General features: G+C 65.7%; 17 protein-coding genes. 9 read left to right on the top strand and 8 right to left on the bottom strand.

The window, feature by feature from the left end; translation table 11 throughout:
• The first annotated feature begins 110 nt into the window (after positions 1 to 110).
• Entirely contained in the window at positions 111 to 1277 is a 1167-nt protein-coding gene (locus ACHFB9_RS12045) for an ROK family protein (RefSeq protein ID WP_417067415.1), read from the top strand.
• A 128-nt stretch (positions 1278 to 1405) separates the two neighbouring features.
• Here ACHFB9_RS12045 and ACHFB9_RS12040 read toward each other — a convergent pair whose 3' ends face one another.
• On the bottom strand, positions 1406 to 2122 hold the full coding sequence (locus ACHFB9_RS12040) for a hypothetical protein (RefSeq protein WP_417067413.1): 717 nt from the start codon (positions 2120 to 2122) through the stop codon (positions 1406 to 1408).
• Between the two features lie 207 nt (positions 2123 to 2329).
• Between ACHFB9_RS12040 and cowN the strand changes: the two genes are divergently transcribed.
• Positions 2330 to 2626, top strand: coding sequence for a N(2)-fixation sustaining protein CowN (gene cowN, locus ACHFB9_RS12035; RefSeq protein ID WP_417067412.1), 297 nt, complete (start codon positions 2330 to 2332; stop codon positions 2624 to 2626).
• A 9-nt stretch (positions 2627 to 2635) separates the two neighbouring features.
• Here cowN and ACHFB9_RS12030 read toward each other — a convergent pair whose 3' ends face one another.
• Complete coding sequence (locus ACHFB9_RS12030; protein WP_417067410.1) at positions 2636 to 3430, bottom strand: SHOCT domain-containing protein; 795 nt, start codon at positions 3428 to 3430, stop codon at positions 2636 to 2638.
• Positions 3431 to 3678: 248 nt separating this feature from the next.
• Between ACHFB9_RS12030 and ACHFB9_RS12025 the strand changes: the two genes are divergently transcribed.
• Complete coding sequence (locus ACHFB9_RS12025; RefSeq protein ID WP_417067409.1) at positions 3679 to 6000, top strand: TonB-dependent receptor plug domain-containing protein; 2322 nt, start codon at positions 3679 to 3681, stop codon at positions 5998 to 6000.
• On the opposite strand, the gene ACHFB9_RS12020 is transcribed toward ACHFB9_RS12025, so the two are convergent.
• From ACHFB9_RS12020 to ACHFB9_RS12010, 3 genes are all read right to left on the bottom strand, one after another.
• Positions 5957 to 6802, bottom strand: a complete 846-nt coding sequence (locus ACHFB9_RS12020) for a hypothetical protein (protein WP_417067408.1) — start codon at positions 6800 to 6802, stop codon at positions 5957 to 5959. The genes ACHFB9_RS12025 and ACHFB9_RS12020 overlap by 44 nt on opposite strands.
• Positions 6803 to 6816: 14 nt before the next feature.
• Entirely contained in the window at positions 6817 to 8280 is a 1464-nt protein-coding gene (locus tag ACHFB9_RS12015) for a peptide MFS transporter (RefSeq protein WP_417067406.1), read from the bottom strand.
• Positions 8281 to 8361: 81 nt separating this feature from the next.
• Positions 8362 to 9588, bottom strand: coding sequence for a multidrug effflux MFS transporter (locus tag ACHFB9_RS12010; RefSeq protein WP_417067404.1), 1227 nt, complete (start codon positions 9586 to 9588; stop codon positions 8362 to 8364).
• Between the two features lie 116 nt (positions 9589 to 9704).
• Here ACHFB9_RS12010 and ACHFB9_RS12005 point away from each other — a divergent pair, with 116 nt between their 5' ends.
• On the top strand, positions 9705 to 10613 hold the full coding sequence (locus tag ACHFB9_RS12005; protein ID WP_417067403.1) for a LysR substrate-binding domain-containing protein: 909 nt from the start codon (positions 9705 to 9707) through the stop codon (positions 10611 to 10613).
• On the opposite strand, the gene ACHFB9_RS12000 is transcribed toward ACHFB9_RS12005, so the two are convergent.
• Genes ACHFB9_RS12000 through ACHFB9_RS11990 form a run of 3 tightly spaced genes read right to left on the bottom strand, consistent with a single transcriptional unit; the run spans position 10592 to position 12482 of the window.
• The gene (locus ACHFB9_RS12000) at positions 10592 to 10969 is read right to left on the bottom strand and encodes a YchJ family protein (RefSeq protein ID WP_417067401.1); all 378 of its coding nucleotides are present in this window, start codon (positions 10967 to 10969) and stop codon (positions 10592 to 10594) included. The two genes, ACHFB9_RS12005 and ACHFB9_RS12000, sit on opposite strands and share 22 nt — an antisense overlap.
• A complete protein-coding gene (rlmM, locus tag ACHFB9_RS11995; RefSeq protein WP_417067400.1) occupies positions 10966 to 12030 on the bottom strand; it encodes a 23S rRNA (cytidine(2498)-2'-O)-methyltransferase RlmM in 1065 nt (354 codons plus the stop codon). The genes ACHFB9_RS12000 and rlmM overlap by 4 nt, the downstream gene beginning before the upstream one ends.
• Positions 12031 to 12089: 59 nt before the next feature.
• The gene (locus ACHFB9_RS11990) at positions 12090 to 12482 is read right to left on the bottom strand and encodes a hypothetical protein (protein WP_417067399.1); all 393 of its coding nucleotides are present in this window, start codon (positions 12480 to 12482) and stop codon (positions 12090 to 12092) included.
• A 153-nt stretch (positions 12483 to 12635) separates the two neighbouring features.
• Here ACHFB9_RS11990 and ACHFB9_RS11985 point away from each other — a divergent pair, with 153 nt between their 5' ends.
• The 5 genes from ACHFB9_RS11985 to ACHFB9_RS11965 all read left to right on the top strand — a co-directional run bounded on the left by ACHFB9_RS11985 (position 12636) and on the right by ACHFB9_RS11965 (position 18141).
• A complete protein-coding gene (locus tag ACHFB9_RS11985) occupies positions 12636 to 13898 on the top strand; it encodes an extracellular solute-binding protein (RefSeq protein WP_417067397.1) in 1263 nt (420 codons plus the stop codon).
• 4 nt (positions 13899 to 13902) lie between these two features.
• Positions 13903 to 14643 carry a glycerophosphodiester phosphodiesterase gene (gene ugpQ / locus ACHFB9_RS11980; RefSeq protein ID WP_417067395.1) on the top strand — a complete coding sequence of 247 codons (741 nt, stop codon included), beginning with the start codon at positions 13903 to 13905 and terminating at the stop codon, positions 14641 to 14643.
• Positions 14644 to 14732: 89 nt separating this feature from the next.
• The gene (locus tag ACHFB9_RS11975; protein ID WP_417067394.1) at positions 14733 to 16199 is read left to right on the top strand and encodes an alpha/beta fold hydrolase; all 1467 of its coding nucleotides are present in this window, start codon (positions 14733 to 14735) and stop codon (positions 16197 to 16199) included.
• The gene (locus tag ACHFB9_RS11970; RefSeq protein WP_417067393.1) at positions 16196 to 16948 is read left to right on the top strand and encodes an ATP-binding cassette domain-containing protein; all 753 of its coding nucleotides are present in this window, start codon (positions 16196 to 16198) and stop codon (positions 16946 to 16948) included. The genes ACHFB9_RS11975 and ACHFB9_RS11970 overlap by 4 nt, the downstream gene beginning before the upstream one ends.
• On the top strand, positions 16945 to 18141 hold the full coding sequence (locus ACHFB9_RS11965) for an ABC transporter permease (RefSeq protein WP_417067391.1): 1197 nt from the start codon (positions 16945 to 16947) through the stop codon (positions 18139 to 18141). Before ACHFB9_RS11970 ends, ACHFB9_RS11965 begins: the two co-directional genes overlap by 4 nt.
• Positions 18142 to 18237 lie beyond the last annotated feature (96 nt).

Raw genomic sequence — 18237 nt, 5'->3', positions numbered from 1 at the left:
GCCGGGAGGCGCAATCGGCCTCTCGGCGGACAAAGCCGATATACTCGAAGCGCCGCAAGTACTGTTGCTACGGCAGGCCTTTTTCTGAAAGTTTAGTACGCCCCCCGAGTATGTCGATTACTGGTGATCAGAGCCTGCTCAAACAGATCAACCGGATGGCCCTGGTTCGCGCGATCCGGCAACAGGCCGGGCTTTCGCGAGCGGATCTGGCCAAGCTGACCGGCTTGACCCGGTCCACGGTCAGCCTGCTGTGCCAGGATCTGATCAACGAAGGCTGGCTCGTCGAGCACGAAATTCAGGCAACCGGCGCGCTGGGCCGCCGGCCCACCCCGCTCGCGATCGATCCGCTGCGTCTCGCTTTGATCGGCGCCGATCTCGGGGTCGATGGTTTGCATGTGGTCGCGACCTCGCTGAACGGGGAGATCCTCGCTTCGCGCAGCGAAGCGATTGTCGGCAACGATGCCGCGATGGTGCTCGAACGCCTCGCCCGTATGCTCAGCGAGGAAGCCTTGAGTCTGCGCATGCAGGGTCGCGGCCTGCTCGGGATCGGTGTAGGTCTGCCCGGCGGCGTCGATGAGGCGGCGGGGACGCTGAAGTTCGCGCCCAACCTGGGCTGGCGGGATGTCGCGATCCGGGAGCCTCTTGGCGCCGCGCTGGCCCGGGTTGGACTCGACGATGTTCCTATCCACGTGCACAACGAAGCCGACGTCGCCGCGCTCGGTGAGTTCGAGTTCGGTGAAGGCGAAGTGCCCGAGCCGCTGATCTTCGTCAGTCTGGGCATTGGTGTCGGTGCCGGCATCGTCGCGGGAGCTCGCCTCTTCGTCGGCGCGAACGGCTTCGCCGGCGAAGTCGGCCACACGATCCTGAAGGTGGACGGCCCCTTGTGCTCCTGCGGTCGCCACGGCTGTGCCGAAGCTTTCATCGGCCTCAACGCGATCAGCGCGCGAATCGCCCCGGGCCTGAGCCTCGCGGCGATCCGCACCCAGCTCGACTTCGGCGACGAGCGTGCGCTCGCCGTCGTCGGGGAGGCGGGGCGCGCGCTCGGCGTTCTGATCCAGAACCTCTGGACCCTGTTCAACCCGGGGCGGATCGTGCTCGGCGGCCCCAGCTGCGCGCTCGGTGACGCCTTCCTCTCCGCGGCCTTCGCGCGGCTCGCGCGCTATACAGAAGAGGCGGGTCTGCCCGGCCCCGATTTGCGGATCACCCGCTTCGGGCCGCTCGCGGTTGCGGTCGGCGCCGCGGCGCTGGTGCTGCACAAGACGATCCGGCCGGTCTAAAACACAAGACCGAAGCCGCGCCGCGGATTTCGCGGACGAACGCGGATTCCCCTTTCCCGTGAGCCGTCATCCCGCCCTCGGGTGTTTGAGCGATAGCCGCCCCGGAGAGCGACAAACCCTGGGCGGAATCAGAAGTCGATCGTGATCACCGTGGCGTCCGAGGCTGGGAAATTGGGGCGCCAAGGAGGATTGATGACCTGGATGCCCCGGATACCCAGCTTTTCGAATGCCTTCGGGCTGTAAGTCCAACCCAGCGCTGCAGGGGATGTCTCAAACAAGGTTTCGTATTCCGGCGACTGACCCAGCGTGGCGAGGTCGTCGCGGACCCCGATCCCCTTGTAGAAGCTCCGCTCTTTTTCGCATTGCTGAGTCAGATAGGCGTTGAACGCTTCATTGTCCTTCCTGATTTCGGCTTCGCTCATTCCGGCCTGATGCTGCATCAGAGCCGAACGATCGAAGTGAGTGCTGCAGGCCCCGCCGTGATAACCGATCACCGCGAAGCTGCTGAGCAGCCTCTCACTGGCGGCCGGGAACACGTAGTTCGCGCACGAGGAAAGACAGTACTCATAGACCTTGATGCCCAGCCCCTGCTCGTGCACCCACTTTCCTAACTCCAGGCCGTCTTCGACGCTGCCGCCCTTGCTCCTGATGGCAAGCCATTTGATTTCGTCCTTGTGGGAGCGGTAGGCATCGAACAGCCTCCGGTTCGCCTCCTGGCTGATCTTTCCGATGTAGAGGAGGCTTGGACTGTCCACGATGATGGTGGCTTCGTCCGCATGGGCGAGCGGGCTGAGGCTCATAAAAAGAATACCCAGCGATCCGGCTGCCTTCCTGAATTTCGTCATTACGTTTTTCCTGTCGGTAAGCCATTAAAGCATGAGGTATTCCTCTGCGCGGGTCAGGCCGGTCTGAGGCTTGTCGGCGTCATTGACATTGTCGGGGTTCGTCGCGAAGCCGCCAGAGCTCCCGTCGGCTGAGCCCTGTGGATCAGGGGTTTGAGCTGGCGTGGCTCTTGCATCGCCGTCCGTATTTGCGGGTGGGAGAGCAAGACGATGGACGACTGTGGCTGCGGGAAAGCCGACCGCTATGTCAGTTTCGCGGGCATAGATTGCGCGGGTAACGCCCGGCGCATCCTCGAATTCGTGGATCGCAATCTCGCGCTTCCCGGGCGCTCGAACGCGTTCTGGGACTACTTCGCGAAGAAACGCCAGGGCAGCGCCGGTGTCCCTCAGGCCGATGCGCTGCTGCTGATCCACTCCCATCTGAACACGATCCGCGAAGAGTTCGAGGCCTGGCAGGACGAGGAAGCGCTGGCTCTGCTCGATCAGCTCGAAAACGAGTGCTGCTGAGAGCCCGGATCAGGGTTCGCTCTCAAGTTCGCGGCGCTTCTGCGCGAACTCCGCGTCGTCGATCAGCCCCCTGCTGTGCAGGCGCCCGAGTTCTTCGAGGCGCTGTGCTGTGTTGCGGGGAGGCTTGGCGATCGCGCGCGCGCCCGCCTCGACGGCCGGGCGCACGGCCTCTCCCTGATCCACGGGCGGGCTGAGCCGCGTGGCGGCGATCGGTAAGCGGATCCAGTTGTCCTTGACCAGTGTGGCTTCGCCAGGGCGGGGCGTCGCGAGCATGACGCCGCGCGGCGGCAGCGTGCGCGAGCCGTATTCGACCGGTGGCGAGCGACGGTCGGCCAGCGTCAGGTAATCGAGCGCGTCGGAAACCACGGTGCCGAAGATCAGGTTCAGTTCTCCGTTGGCAAAGAAGATCCTTCCGGCGTTCGCGAGCGCGTCGCCGAAGAAGCTGCGCTTGCCGCTGGTCAGGAAGAGCAGGTCCTGATCGCTGCGCGCATGAGCGAGCGCCTCGGCGATGACCGGAGCGAGGCGGGCGATCTCGTCATCCGAGAACACGGGCAGCAGCTTTTGCTCGTGCAGAGCCCGGATCCGGGTCAGGCGTTCAGCGATGTCGCGCGCGTCCAGCCTGACCGGATGATCGTTGGCCGGGGCCGCGCCGTGGTCTGTGGCTTTGAGCATCACGCGATCCCAGTCGCCCCAGCGCAGCGGTTTTTCCGGTTCGGAGAGCCACTGAGCGACCGAGGGCGCGGCCTGAGCGCCGAGAGCGGCGCAGACCAGAGCGAGGGCGACGAGCAAGCGGAACAGGGACACGGGGAACACCGGCAGTTCGCGAAGAGGGCGAGTCTAGCAGCCGGCAGCGGCAAGAGGGGGGCGGAAGCAATTGTTGCCAAATAAGCAAAGAAAAATACGGTCGTTTGTCCATCAATCGCTGTTGCCTATTCTCTTTCTTCCCCAGCGGCAGGGATTTGCGCCGCGTATCCCCAAAAAAGAGAGAAAACCTGGCAATGAAGAACTTGGCAATCGACAGACAGAGAAATCGGAAACAGGATGTTTTTGCATTGCGTGTCCTGACGGCCGCGGTGATTGCGAGTTTGAGCGCTCAGCTCCTGGCCGCCGAGGCGGAGGGGGACAAGGTGATCGTTACCGGGACGCGGCTGGCGACCCGGACCGCGACCGATTCGCAATCGCCCGTCGATGTGCTCAGCGGGGAAGATCTGAAAAAGACCGGTGCGACGGATCTGAATACCGTGCTCTCGCGTCTGCTGCCTTCCTTCAATTTTCCCCGTCCTTCGGTCACCGATACCAGCGATGCGGTCAAACCGGCGCAATTGCGCGGCCTCTCGCCCGATCAGACTCTGGTCCTCGTCAATGGTAAGCGACGCCACACGACGGCCATCCTGAACACGAACGGAACCCAGGGCCGGGGCTCTGCGCCGGTGGATCTGAATGCGATTCCGATCGAAGCGGTCGAACGGATCGAAGTGTTGCGCGACGGGGCCGCCGCGCTCTATGGCTCCGATGCGATTGCCGGAGTCGTCAATATCATCCTGAAGAAATCGCCGAGTAGCGGCGAGGCGGTCGTCGGCCTCGGCCAGTACGGCGAAGGCGATGGCAAACACAGCAATTTCGGCGTCCACGGGGGCGTCTCGCTGGCCGATCAGGGCTGGTTGCACCTGAGCGCGGCCTATCACGATCAGGGCTATACGAATCGGGCGGGTGCCGATTACCGAAATCCCGCCGAACCGCGTTATGGCCAGGTCAATCAGCGCTATGGCGAGCCCGATTCGACCCAGCGTTCGGTGTTCGCAAACGGGCAGTTCAATTTCACCGGAGGCGTCGAGCTCTACGCATTCGGCGGTTATACCGGCCACGATACCCAGTCGGCCGGGTTCTGGCGCCCCGCGCTCGACAGCCGCAACATTCCGTCCATCTATCCGCAAGGTTTCCTGCCGCTGGAGACGAGCAGTTCCGAGGATCAGTCTCTGGTCGTCGGTCTGCGCGGTGCGCTCGGCGATGGCTGGCGCTGGGATACCAGTCTCAACTACGGGGAGAATACTTTCAAGCTGCACGTCGATAACAGTCTGAATACCAGCCTGGGCGCGACGAGCCCGCGCAGTTTCAACATAGGAAGCCTGAAGAACGGACAGACTCTTCTCAATGCCGATCTGTCGCGCGAATTCACGCCGTCCTGGTTCAAAGGCCCTCTGGCGCTTGTGCTGGGGGCCGAAGCGAGGCGGGAGAACTACGCGATCTCGGCGGGCGACGCGGCCTCCTATTACGGAACCGGAGCCCAGGTCTTTGCCGGTTTCCGGCCTTCCGATTCCGGTTCGCACTCGCGGATCAGCGAATCGCTTTATCTGAACCTCGAAGCGGATATCACCGAGGCTTTCAGCGCCGGCCTTGCCTTGCGCGGCGAGCATTACAGCGATTTCGGCGATGCGACCTCAGCCAAGCTGTCCGCCCGCTATGCCCTCAACCCTAAGGCCGCGATCCGGGCCACCGCATCGACCGGATTCCGCGCACCCTCGCTGGCTCAGCAATACTATTCGACGACGACGACCGGTTTCATCGGTGGCGTCCCCTATGATGTGCGCACCTTCGCCGTCAGCGATCCGGTTGCGAAAAAGCTGGGCGCCGAGAACCTGAAGGCGGAGAAATCGCGCAACTTGAGCCTGGGGCTGGTCTTGCAGCCTCTGCGCAATTTGAATGCGAGCATCGATGCCTATCAGATCGACATCGATGATCGCATCGTGTTGTCGGAGAACCTGACCGGGAGTGCGGTGCGCTCTTTCCTTGCGACCAACGGTTATGACGGAGTCGATGGCGGGCGCTATTTCACGAATGCGGTCGATACGCGCACCCGCGGAGTCGATCTGGTCAGCACTTATCACCTCGACCTGGGCCGCGCCGGCACGACGGATCTGTCGCTGGGCTACAACTACACGCACACCGATATCCGGTCGATCGCGGCGAATCCCGCCCAGTTGTCCGAAAACGGGCTGTCCCTGACCCGGATCGGCCGCGTTGAGCAGGGGCGGATCACCAAGGGTTCGCCGTCCGACAAACTCTCGCTGGGGACCGATTACAAGCGTGCGGAGTGGACGCTGCACGGCCAGCTGACCCGCTACGGCGAATTCACGGTCTATAACGCGAATCCGGCCCAGGATCAGACTTTCAGTGCCAACTGGGTGCTCGATCTCGCCGCGACTTACCGGGTGGGGCGGGTCTCGATCACCGGTGGCGTCGACAACGTGACCGATCAGTACCCGGACACCGTGCTTGCGGCGAACAGCAACTCGGGCATCCTGCCTTACAGCAACAGCTCGCCCTATGGTTTCAGCGGTCGCTTCCTCTACGCGAAGCTGGGCTATCGCTGGTGAGGCAGTCGGCGAAGCCGCGTTCGGTCAGCCAGGCACGGGTCGAGCGCGCGAGCGCGGTGACTTCGCGATCGAGGGCCGGATCCATCCGGCCCGCGAAGGCCAGGATGTTTTGTAGCGCCTCTGCCGAGCCTTCCGGTCTGTCTGGCAGTGCGGCCAGATGCTCGAGCAGGCGTTTTTCGCCCGGATGGGGGCGCTCATTGACGGCGAAGACGAGGTCGAACCAGCTCGCCAAGAGCGCGGCGACGCGGTGATTGACGCTGGGCGCATCGCCGCGCGCGAGCGCTTTTGCGATCTGGTGGGCGTAGGCGGGGCGCGCGTCGGCGAGCAGCGGGAAGTTCTTGCGGACGATCGCTTCCGCAAGCGGGCGGGGGTAAGGACAGCGGCTGCAGGCCAGTAGCGCCGCGCCCCATCCCGAGCGGTCGAACAGGATCAGGCTCGTTGCGACGCTGGCCCACAGGCAGCTCGTATAACCGGTGCCGGCCTCATGGCGGAGCAGAACCGCGTCGAGCTGTGCCTCGATGAATTCCCGGCTTCGGTAGATCAACTCGATTTCGGTTCTGTCAGCGAGTTCTCCGTCGTCCTCGCACTCCCAGTAGCGGTTGTCCCATTCCATGTCGCCCAGATGGGGGGCGAGCGTGGCGCGCCGCACATCAAGAGCGAGAGGGGCCGATAGATAGACATAGACGTCGTAGTCGGAACGCGCGTCCCCGCAGCCCGCGGCGCGAGAGCCGCCGAGCATCACCGCCTCGACTTCGGGAAGCGCTGCCAGCGCGGCAACGAGATCCTTCAGCGCTTCGGCCATGCTTCCTCCCGATCTCAGGTCTCGACCCGGTCGCGGATCAGCCGGCGCAGCGCCGGGATCAGCAACAGCAGTGCGATGCCGACGACGAGGCTGCCGAGACCGAGCTCGGCGAAGAGGCGCGCATAGGCGCTGTTCGTCGACAGCGCGGCGCTTCCGGTCGGCTCGGGGATCATCCCCGAGAAGTCGCCTGCGAACAGCGAGGCGAGGCCGGTGACCAGCATCCAGCTGCCCATCATCACGCCCTGGTACTGGCGCGGCGCCATCCGGCCGATCATCGCATAGCCGACCGGCGAGATCAGCAGCTCGCCGACGCTCTGCAGCACATAGCTCGTGAAGAGCCAGACGAAGGCCGACATCCCCTTGTCGTCGGCAAGCTGGATGCCGACCGGCAGGACCAGAAAGCCCAGGCCCATCAAGAGCAGCGATACCGCGAACTGGCGCGGCACGTCGATGTTCCAGCCGCGCGCGCGCAGCCGTGTGAACAGCGTCGACATTAGCGGGCCGCCCAGCACGATCACGACGGTGTTGATGTTCTGTATCCACTGCGGCGCGATCTCGAAACCCCAGAGCATTCGGTCGACGTTCTTCAGTGCGAACATCTGCAAACCGCTCGGCGCCATCTGGTACAGGGTCCAGAACACCAGAGAGCCCAGCGACAGGATCAGGAAGGCCCACATGTTGTTGCGTTCGCGCGGATCGGGATGGCGGACCGTCAGGAAGACGAGGGCGGCGGCGACCAGTGCGCAGATGCCCTTGACCAGGGTTCCGGTCGAGCCCGGCTTCTGAAGCAGGAACCAGACGATCGGGACGAGGCCGATCAGGATCGCGAGGCCGGCCGCGAAGCGAAGCCTGAAATTCGCCGGCTTCGCGTCGAGCAGCGGCGTATCCAGATCCGCGAGCGCTTTCCAGTTGAAGGCGGCGAGCAGGATCGCGAGGATGTTGCCGACCGTCGCGAAGATGAACAGGCTTGGATAGTCGCCGGCGAGCTGGTAGTGACCGGCGACCGTGTAGCCGATGAAGAAGCCGACGTTCATGCCCGCGTAGTTCCACAGGAAAGCGCCTTCGCGGCGGATGTCCTCGGGCTTGAAGCGCTGGGTCAGCATCATGTTCAGGCAGGTCACGTTCAGGCCGCTGCCGGTCAGGAACAGCGCGAGGCCCCAGTAGAGCAGGGGGAGCGTGCCGCCCGCGATCGCGGCGCAGCCGACGACCTGCAGCGCCATGCCGCCGACGAAGAGGTTGCGGTTGCTGAGGAAGCGTCCGCCCAGATAGCCGCCGAACAGGTGCAGGCCGTAGTTGAAGGCGCCGAACACGCCCATGATCGCGGCCGCATCTTTCAGCGAGAAGTGCAGGTGGCCCGTCGCGTAGAGGACCAGCGTCGAATAGAGGACAGCGAAACCCAGGGTCGCGAAGATCTGGATGAAGAACAGCGCACCCGCACCTTCGGGGACATGGGCGAGTTTATCTTTGAGCTGGAACACGGGGACTCCGGGAATGCCGACGGACGGACAGCGGCTTTGTATACCAGAGCCCCGCCTTCAAGCCAAACCGGACCCCGGCGCTCAGAGGTGACGGCGGCCGAGAATCAACACGAAAAAGCCGGCCAGCGCGCAGCCGAGCATCGTGACGGTCATCGGCCAGGCCGTGCCGTCGTGAAGGATGCCGACCAACGCGGCGGAGAGGCCGGCGAAGCCGAACTGCATCACGCCGACGATCGACGAGGCGCTGCCGGCGTTCCTGCCGCTGCGCGCCATCGCGATTGCGACCGCGTTGGCGCCGAGCACCGGAATCGGTGCGGTGCAGAAGAAGAGCGGCAGCGCGAGCTGCCACAGATGCGCTGCCCTCGTCTGGGTGAAGAGCAGCAGCGCCGCGCCGGCACTGATCAGCATCGCGGCGATGAACAAGCGTCGCGGCGTGAAGCGCTGGAGCAGGAAACGGTTCAGCTGGCTGGCGGCAACCATGCCCAGCGTGTTGAGACCGAAAAGCCAGCCGAACAGGTGCTGGGGGACGCCGTGCAGCGTCATATAGACGAAGGAAGAGCCGCTGATGAAAGCGAACATCGCAGCCAGGGTCAGGCTGCTTGCCAGAGTCGGAATCAGAAAGCCCGGCTCGCTCAGCAGCTGACCGAATACCTTCGCGATGCGGGCGAGGCTCTGCCGTTGGCGGTTCTCGACGGCCAGCGTCTCGGGCAGCTCCCGGATCGTCAGTGCGAAGCAAACCAGAGCCAGCAGGGTCAGGAAGGCGAAAACGCTCCACCAGGGTGCGACGGCCAGCAGATAGCCGCCGGCGATCGGGGCCGCGACCGGACCGACTCCCTGAATCAGCATCATCAGCGACAGCGCGCGTGCCGCCTGGTGCGTGTCGAAGAGGTCCTGGATCACCGCCCGGCTGATCACGATGCCGGCGCAGCCGCCCAGAGCCTGAAGGGCACGCAGGCCGACGAAACTTGCGATGCCCGGGGCGAAGATCGCAAGCAGCGAAGTGGCCGCGAACAGCGCAATCCCGCAGAGCAGCGGGATGCGCCGGCCGAAGCGGTCGATCAGCGGTCCGTAGAGCAGCTGTCCGATGGCCAGACCGCCGATGAAGGTGGACAGGCTCAGCTGAACCCGCCCGACGTTGCTGTGAAAGTGATCGGCGATGTCCGGAAAGCTCGACAGGTACATGTCGGTCGCGAAGGGCGCGAAGGCGGTCAGCAAGCCGAGCAGCAGCGTGATGCGGAGCAGCCGGGCCGGGGAGGGCGGCTCGGCGATGCGCGCCGGGGCGGGGAGGGTGAGCGTGTTGTGCTGCATGGCCGGCCTTGATCGGGATGTCGGTGCGGGGGAGGGGATAGGCGATTCAGGGTAAGCGTGCCCGGATATCGTGTCCAATATATAATTCAAGCAGTATTGATATCTGGAATGTATCGATGGAGTTGCGCCACCTGCGCTATTTTGTCGCCGCCGCCGAGGAGGGGCACTTCGGGCGGGCCGCGCTGCGCGTCCATATCGCCCAGCCGGCCTTGAGCATCCAGATCCAGGCTCTGGAGCGGGAACTGGGCGGCAAGCTCTTCGCGCGGACGGGACGGGGCGTTGCGCTGACCGAAGCCGGCAGGCTCTTCCTCGATGAGGCCCGCAGCGTCCTCGATCAGGCGGAGCGTGCGCTGGCTCAGGGGCAGAGGGCGATGCGCGGCGAGTTGGGGCGTCTGGCCGTCGGCTACTCGGGAAGCGCCGCCTATTCAGGTCTGCTGAGGCAGGTGGTGCGCCCTTTCCGCCAACGCTATCCGGCGGTCGAGCTGAGCCTTCAGGAACTCGACCCGGTCTCCCAGATCGAGGCCTTGATGACTCGCCGGATACAGGTCGGTTTTCTGACGACGCTCGCGCTCGACCTGCCCGAGGCGATCGAGGTTCGCCCGCTCGCCTCGTGGCCTCTGCAGGTCGTGCTTGCCGAGGATCACCCGCTGGCCGCCTTGCCGGCGGTTCCGGTCGATCGGCTGGCCGGCGAAGTTTTCATCTCCTACGCGGATTCCGGGCGTCAGCAGGGGGCGGCGGTACTGAGCGAATTCGTCGGTTTCAAGCCGCGTTCCGTGCTCCAGGCCACCAACATGATGATGGTGCTGGCGATGGTCGGTGCGGGCCAGGGGGTGGGCATGCTGCCGGCGCTGCTGCGCGCCTCGGTGCCCGGCGCCGGCGTCGTCTTCAAATCGATAGCCGGCCGGGACTACCTGATGGACAGTTCGCTGGCCTATTGGCGCGACGAGCAGGACGCGGTCGTGCGTGCCTTTGTCGAGGGCGCCGAGCAGCGGGTCGCGGACGCTCAGAACTCTCCGTCGACGTAATACCAGCGTCCGTCCTCAAGGACGAAGCGGCTCTTCTCGTGCAGGCGCTGGGCGCGCCCGCCGACCCGGCAGGTCGCGACGAACTCGACGCTCGCCGCATCGCCCGCGCTCGCCGCCGCGAGCACCTTGAGTCCTATCCAGCGCGGCGCCGGACCTTCCTCGGTGAGGTCGGCCGGGCGGGTCGAAGGGTGCCAGCTCGCGAGCAGGTAGTCGGGAAGATTCAGCGCAAACGCGCTGTAGCGCGAGCGCATCAGCGCCTCGGCGCTCGCCGCCGGTTCTCCTGCATGCAGCGGACCGCAGCAGTGCGCGTAGGGTTTGCCGCTGCCGCAGGGGCAGGCCAGCTCTAGCTTCTTCACTTGATAGCGGCGAGGTAGCCGGTGATTTCTTCGCGGTCGTGGTAGAGGTGCTTGAAGCGCAGCTCCCAGTTGCGACCCGAGATCGACAGACGCTTGTGGATCAGCGCGCGGGCACGTTCGATCTCGTCGTGGCGCTTCTTCATCGGCAGCTTCAGGTTGAAGATCGAGCGGCGGCAGCGCCCGGCTGCGACCCAGTCGGCGACCAGCTGGGCGACTCGCGAAGGTTGTTCGACCATGTCGCAGACCATCCACTCGACCGGCTTCGCGGGCTTCCAGACGAAGCCGTCGGCGCGCACGTGTTCGACGAGTCCGGTCGCCTTGACCTTCTCGCCCATCGGGCCGTTGTCGATCGCCGTGACCAGGATGCCGCGGCTGACGAACTGCCAGGTCCAGCCGCCCGGGGCCGCGCCCAGGTCGACCGCGCGCAGGCCGGCGCGCAGCGAATTCTTGCGCTCGTCTTCGGTCAGCAGCGTGAAGAAGGCTTCGGCGAGCTTCAGCGTCGAGCGGCTCGGTGCGTCGTGGGGCATCCTCAAACGGGCGATCCCCATGGGCCAAGGCGACGAGGACTGCGGTTCGGAAGTGCCTATCCAGACGTGGGACGAATCAGTGAAGAACAGGTGAAGGTTGGCGGTGTCGGGCTTGTCGGAGAGCCGGCGACGCTCGACGAGCGTGCGTTCGACATGCGGGATGAAACGCTTCAGGAAAGAGGAAAGCGTCTTCGCCTCGTTCGTGTCGGCGGTCTCGGCCCAGATCCGGCCGAAGCGGCCGGGGATCTTCTCGATCGCGGCGATCAGCGGGCTCAGGCGGTCGCGATCGGGCAGGTCGGCCAGAACCTGGCGGACCCAGATCAGCTGGCGGGCGAAGACGAGGCGCTGGTAGGTGAGCTGCGTGCTCGCCTCGTCGAGCGGGGCGTCGATGTCGAGCAACACATAGCCGCAATTGGCCTGGGTGTGCTCGAGGCAGGCGAGGCCGGCCTTCGCGCAGATCTGGAGCATTTCGGCGGCCAGATCCTTTTCGAATCCGGGGCGGCAATAGGCGAGGGCTTGGCTGGTCAGGTCCATCTGTCAATTTCCATTAGATGGACGCTAGTGTAGCGGATAGTGCCGGGGGGACTCGCGCTTCAAGGCTTGCTGGACGCGGCGTCCGTTTTATCGGTGGTCTTGTCCGTCTCGCCGCTGCTCTCTTTGCTGTCCGCTTCACCATCGCCGCTGTCCTGGATTTTCCCCTTCAGCGATTTGGGTAGCTGGGGCGGCAGCAGGGGTTTGACGTCGGCGATCTTGTGCACGGTCATGTAGTCGTTCATCTCCCGCCAGCCGCTGAAGACCGCGGATTTGGGGGCCGAGGGATTGAGCTGGTAGCAGTCCTCGAGCGCGCGACCGGCCTGACGGCAGGCCGCACCGATTGCCTGGCCTTCGGCCGCGGCGTGCTTCGGATCGGGGATGCCGAGCTGCTCGCAGCCGGCCAGCGCGGCGAGGCAGACGATCACGAACAGGGCGGGAGAAGGGCGCGACATGAGTTTTCACCAGAGCAATGCATCCTGAGGTGATTACGTCACCTGGCCGGCAAACTTGAAAGACATGACGGGTGAATTAAATTTTGGGCGCCCCCTTCCCGCGCCGGTCAAGCTGCCTATAATCCCCGCTTTGCCCGAATTTCCGGAATTCCAATGAAAAAGACAGTTTTGCTGTTCGCGCTGGCTGCGCTTCCGATGAGCACTTTCGCGGCCCGTCCCGCCTCCCGCCAGGCGGCTCCGGCGGCCTCGGCGTCCGAGATCGAGCTGACGAGCCAGCTTCCCGCCGACAAGCGCGAAGCGCTGGCCGCGCTGATCGAACGCTTCAACGCGCAGTCGAAGGCCGGCAAAGTGGTCCTGGCCGAGCGCGAGCCCTCTGCGGGCAAGCTGCCCTCGCTGATGATTCTCGACGAAGCCTCGGAAGCGTCGCTGGCCGGCCGCACCAAGCCGCTGCAGCAGCTGATGAAGGAAGCCGGAGAGCCGCTGCAGGTGGGCAAGATGGTCGGCGGAGTGACATCGCCGGCGCTGTTCGACCGCAGCGGAAAACTGCTGGCGCTGCCGGTTGCGCTGTCGACTCCGGTCATGTTCATCAACGAAGATCTCGCCCGTCGCGCCGGGGCCAACGTTGCGAAGAGTCCGCGCACCTGGAGTGAGCTGCAGGAGCTGGCCGGCAAGTTCGCCGAGGCCGGCGTCTCCTGTCCGGTCACGGTCACGCATCCGGCGACGACGCTGCTTGAGAACGTCAGCGCCTGGAACAACGTGCCGTTTGCGAACCCGAAAGGGGGGCTCAGCGTCAATGGCCTCGGTCAGGTCCGCCACGTTGCGCGGATGGCCAGCTGGTCCAAGGCGAACTATCTGAAGTTCTACGGTCGCGGCGATGAAGCGGTCGAGCATTTCGCGAAAGGCGAATGCGGCGTGATGCTGGCCGGCCAGTCCGAATTCGCGGCAGCCAGCAAGGGCGGCTTCAAGGTCGCGGTCTCGCCTCTGCCGTATTACGAAGATCAGCCGGGGACGCCGCAGAACACGCTGGCCGATGGCCCGGCGCTGTGGGCTGCCGCGGGCAAGAGTGCGGGTGAGAACAAGCTTGCGGCGCGTTTCGTCCGCTTCTGGCTCGAACCCGCCCAGCAGGTCGAATGGCAGAAGGCGACCGGCTATCTGCCGCTGAACAAGGCCGGAGCGTTCGCGGCGGGCAGCTCCCTGCTCGGCGACGATCTGCGCGCGGTCAAGACCGCGGTCACCGAGCTCGTCTCGCGCCCGGCAACGGCGGCTTCGCGCGCCTCGGCGATCGGCCACAACCACTGGGTCCGGAACATCCTGAACGAGGAACTCGAAGCGGTCTGGCGTGACGGCAAGGCCGCCAAGCTCGCGCTCGACACGGCTGTTCAGCGCGTGCTGTCCTGCGCCCAGTGCCGCCGCTGAGCTCATGAAACGCCCTTGGCCTCTGCCCCCCCTCGTGACCCACCGTTGCGGGGGGACTCTGGCGCCCGAGAACACACTGATCGCGCTGGAGTTCGCTTTGGCCGAAGGCTGTACCGCGGTCGAGTTCGACGTGATGCTGTCGGGCAGCGGCACCGCGGTGCTGATCCACGACGAGACGCTGGAGCGCACGACGGACGGGGTCGGCCGGGTCTGCGAGACGTCCGACGAAGTGCTGCTGAGGCTCGATGCCGGCGCCTGGCGGGCGGAGCGTTTCGCCGGCGAGCGCATCCCGCTCTTCAGTGATGCGATCCGCCGCTGCCAGGCGCTGGGCATCGTGATCGACATCGAGATCAAGCCAGCCGAAGGCTTTGCAATCGAGACCGCGACCGTCGCGGCAAGCATGGCCGCCGAGGCCTGGCCGGCCGGCGCCGCGCGGCTGCCGCTGATCTCCTCGTTCAGCCGCGAGGCGCTTTGCGTCGCGGCGCGGCTCGCCCCCCATCTGCCGCGCGCGCCGCTCTTCGAAGACATCCCCGAAGACTGGGAATCGACCCTCGTCGCGCTCGACGCGGTCGGTCTGATCTGCGACGGCAGCCGTTTGCGCGAGGCTGACGCGAGGGCGATCAAGGCCTCGGGCTACGGCCTCGCCGTCTATACGGAAAACGACGCCGAACACGGCCGCCGCCTGCGCGCGCTGGGCGTCGATACGCTGATCACCGATCGGCCCGATCTTCTCGCGGACGTCTGAACGAAGCCCGCAAGCCTTGCGGGATTTCGGACTCCCTGCATAATTCGCAGGCAAAGCCTCTGTCCGGGGCTTCTTCGTGCGAGGATTCCGTGCCCGATTTGCCCATCGCCTTCCGACTCGCCCCGACTCTGCTGCTCGCCGCGCTGCTGGCCCTGTGCGGCTGTTCCGCCAAGCCCGCCGCGCCCGCCGTTCCTCTTGCGTCCTGCCACCTCAAGGGCCTCGCCCAGGAAGCGCAGTGCGGCAGCGTCAGCGTGCCCGAGGACTATTCCCGCCCCGCCGGACGAAAGCTCTCGATCCGCTTTGCGGTGATCCCGGCCGGTGCGCGCTTCAAGGACGCCGATCCGCTCTTCGTGATCGCGGGCGGACCCGGACAGTCGGCGGTCTCGCTGGCCGGCCCGGTCGCGATGCTGTTCGCGAGCCTGAACCAGCGCCGCGACCTGATCCTGGTCGATCAGCGCGGCACCGGCGCTTCCGCGCCGCTCGAATGCGCGATGCCCGATCCGGGGCGCGATCCTCTGGCCTTGAGCCTTGCGCACCAGCAGCAGGCGGTGGCGGCCTGCGCGATGCGCCATGAACGCGCAGGACGGGATCTGCGCCAGTACATCACCAGCGTCGCGGTCCGCGATTTCGAAGCGGTGCGTCGGGCTCTGGGCGGGCCGAAGCTCAACCTGTGGGGCGTGTCCTATGGCACGCGCGCGGCGCTCGAATATCACCGCCAGTTTCCCGCGGCGGTGCGCAGCATCGTGCTTGACAGCGTCGCGCCGGCCGACATGGCGCTGCCGGCGAGTTTCGCCCGCGATGCCGAAGCGATGCTGAGCTTCTGGCTCGCTTCCTGCGAGGCGGAGCGCGAGTGCGCGCGCCGCCTGCCCGATCTGCGCGCGAATCTGCAGCGCTGGCTTGCCGCCGATACCCGGACGCTCGCGCTGCGCGCGCCCGACGATGGCCGCGTGCTGTCGCTCACGGCCGACACGAGCGTGCTGACGGCCAGTCTGCGTACGCCGCTCTACGCGCCGCAGACGGCGAGGATGCTGCCTTTTGCGATAGACCGCGCGACGCGCGGCGACGCTTCGGCGCTGATGGCCTTGTCCAGCTCGCCCGGCGACGGTCTGGAAGGCGGATTCGCGCTCGGCATGCACTTCGCCGTGCTCTGCTCCGAAGACCTTCCCCGCGTCAAGCGCGAGGATTTTGAGCGCCGGGGAATCTTCGGCGGCCAGCTTGCCCGTTATTACGCATTGATGTGTGCGAGCTTTCCGCGCGCTCAGGTGCCCGACGCTTTCTACGCCCGACCATCCGGCGATGTCCCTGTGCTGACGCTGTCGGGAGGGCTCGATCCGGTCACGCCGCCCGGTCATGCGCGGGCGCTTCTGGCGAAGATGAGCCATGTCCGCGCCCTCGTCGCGCCCAATCTGGGTCATTCGGTCAGCGGTGCGCCTTGTGCCGAGGATCTGATCACCCGTTTTGTCCGTGTGCCCGGCGCGGCGATCGACGGCGCCTGCCTCGCGCGGATTCCGCGGCCCACTGCCTTCCTGCCGCCTTTGAACGGAGCCGAACGATGATCGAAGCCCAAGCGCTAGCGAAGGAGTTCAGCTCTGGTCGGGGTCGCGCGCGGCAATGCGTCCAGGCGGTCCGCGACGTCAGTTTCAGCGCGCCCGATGGGCGGATCACGGCTCTGCTGGGGCCGAACGGGGCGGGCAAGACGACGACGATGAGGATGCTCGCGACTCTGGTTCAGCCCAGTTCCGGCCTGGCGCGGGTCGATGGCCACGATTGTCGCTCGGCGGCTCTGATGGTCAGGGCGAGGCTGGGTGTGCTCTCCGACGCGCGGGGACTCTACCCGCGTCTGACGGCGCGCGAGAACATCGCCTACTTTGCGCGTCTGCACGGCCTGGACGGTAAGAGAGGGCTGTCCCGTGTCGAGGCCGTCATCGCGATGCTCGAACTCGAAGCGCTGGCCGATCGGCGCACCGACGGTTTCTCCCAGGGCGAGCGGATGAAGGTCGCGCTGGCCCGTGCGCTCGTGCACGACCCGCAAAACCTGATCCTCGACGAGCCGACCAACGGGCTGGACATCATGACCCTGCGCACGGTCCGCGCGCTGCTGCGCCGCCTGCGCGACGAGGGCCGCTGCATCCTGCTCTCGACACACATCATGCAGGAGGTCGTGGCGCTGGCCGACGAGGTCGTCATCGTCGCCGCTGGCCGCTCGGTCGCCCAGGACACTCCGGCCGGCATCGAGGCGCGCGCCGGATGCGAATCATTCGAGGAGGCTTTCATGCAGATGGTGCTCGGCGAGGTGATGGCATGAGGATGGTTTTCCCCCGCTGGCGCGAAGTGCTGGCCGTGTTCGGCAAGGAGAGGCTTGACGCGCTGCGCGACCGGCGCACGATGCTGACCGTGTTGATCGTCTCGCTCGTCGTCGGCCCCCTGACGCTGTTCCTGATGACCGAGTATCTGGGCTCGCTGGTCCGCGAGTCGAGAGAAAAAGTCGTCCGCGTCGATGGCATTGCGCGCGCGCCCGAACTGGCGAATTTCATGCGGCGCAACGGCGTCAGGATAGAGGCGGCTCCCGCCGGCTATGAAGAGGCGATCCGCCGCGGCAGGCTCTCGATCGCGGTGATGCGCGTTCCGGCCGACTTCGCGGACAGGTTCGCGCGCGGCCAGACGGCGAGCATCGAGATCCTCCACGACAGCACGAACCAGAGATCCGACCCGTCCTGGCAGATCGCCCGACGCGTGCTCGATGCGTTCAATCGCGAGCAGGGCGATGCACGGCTGATCGTCCAGGGCGTGCCGCCCGCGATCCAGAAAGTCGTTGCGACCGAGGAAGTCGATGTCGCGAGCGCGTCGGCGCGGGGCAGCCAGATCCTCTTCATCGTGCCGATGCTGACGCTGATGCTGTCCGCCTACGGCTGCCTCGCCAACGCGATCGACGTGACCGCTGGCGAGCGCGAGCGCGGTTCGCTCGAACCTCTGCTGGGCGCGCCGGTCGCGCGCGAATCGGTCGTGGTCGGCAAATGGCTGCTGGTCAGTGCGGTCGGCGTGGCGATGATCGCGCTGATGATCGCCGGCTACTGGGGCGCGGCGCGCGCGATTCGCAACGAGGAGCTCTCGGCGATGATGCAGTTCGGCTGGCGCGAAGTGGGCATCTTCGCGACGATGCTGCTGCCCTTCGTCGCGATGGTCGCGGCCGCCCAGATGCTGCTCGCGACTTTTGGGCGCAACTTCAAGGAAGCCCAGACCTATGCGCAGTACCTGGCACTGCTGATCAATTTCGCGCCGATGGCCGGGCTCTTCCTGCCCGACAAGACCTTGCCGGCGCTGCGCTTCATTCCGGCCCTGGGTCAGCAGCTGGTCATGGAGCGGGCGCTGCGCGGCGAGACCCTGAGGGCGATCGATCTGCTCGCTCCGACCGGCGTGGCCATCGCTCTGACTCTGGTCGCACTGACCGCGATCGCGGCGCTTCTGCGTCGCGAAGACATAATTTTCGGTCGCGCCTGAAAGCCCGAATGGAGGCGTGCCGCTCGGCGCATAAGCCAGACGCGCCCGCTTCCGGTAAAATCCCCGCTTCATTGATGAATTTGCGCCCTTGCGGCG

It is taken from the genome of Niveibacterium terrae (genome assembly GCF_048213115.1).
GTDB lineage: Bacteria > Pseudomonadota > Gammaproteobacteria > Burkholderiales > Rhodocyclaceae > Niveibacterium > Niveibacterium terrae.
Note: the sequence above shows the minus strand (reverse complement) of the source record. Positions and strands in the feature narration are given on the sequence as shown.

What these genes read in the sequence shown, in the direction of transcription:
- ACHFB9_RS12045 (WP_417067415.1), top strand. Translation starts at nt 111, where the DNA reads ATGTCGATTACTGGTGATCAGAGCCTGCTCAAACAGATCAACCGGATG.
- ACHFB9_RS12040 (WP_417067413.1), bottom strand. Translation starts at nt 2,122, where the DNA reads ATGACGAAATTCAGGAAGGCAGCCGGATCGCTGGGTATTCTTTTTATG.
- cowN (WP_417067412.1), top strand. Translation starts at nt 2,330, where the DNA reads ATGGACGACTGTGGCTGCGGGAAAGCCGACCGCTATGTCAGTTTCGCG.
- ACHFB9_RS12020 (WP_417067408.1), bottom strand. Translation starts at nt 6,802, where the DNA reads ATGGCCGAAGCGCTGAAGGATCTCGTTGCCGCGCTGGCAGCGCTTCCC.
- ACHFB9_RS12010 (WP_417067404.1), bottom strand. Translation starts at nt 9,588, where the DNA reads ATGCAGCACAACACGCTCACCCTCCCCGCCCCGGCGCGCATCGCCGAG.
- ACHFB9_RS12005 (WP_417067403.1), top strand. Translation starts at nt 9,705, where the DNA reads ATGGAGTTGCGCCACCTGCGCTATTTTGTCGCCGCCGCCGAGGAGGGG.
- rlmM (WP_417067400.1), bottom strand. Translation starts at nt 12,030, where the DNA reads ATGGACCTGACCAGCCAAGCCCTCGCCTATTGCCGCCCCGGATTCGAA.
- ACHFB9_RS11990 (WP_417067399.1), bottom strand. Translation starts at nt 12,482, where the DNA reads ATGTCGCGCCCTTCTCCCGCCCTGTTCGTGATCGTCTGCCTCGCCGCG.
- ACHFB9_RS11985 (WP_417067397.1), top strand. Translation starts at nt 12,636, where the DNA reads ATGAAAAAGACAGTTTTGCTGTTCGCGCTGGCTGCGCTTCCGATGAGC.
- ugpQ (WP_417067395.1), top strand. Translation starts at nt 13,903, where the DNA reads ATGAAACGCCCTTGGCCTCTGCCCCCCCTCGTGACCCACCGTTGCGGG.
- ACHFB9_RS11970 (WP_417067393.1), top strand. Translation starts at nt 16,196, where the DNA reads ATGATCGAAGCCCAAGCGCTAGCGAAGGAGTTCAGCTCTGGTCGGGGT.
- ACHFB9_RS11965 (WP_417067391.1), top strand. Translation starts at nt 16,945, where the DNA reads ATGAGGATGGTTTTCCCCCGCTGGCGCGAAGTGCTGGCCGTGTTCGGC.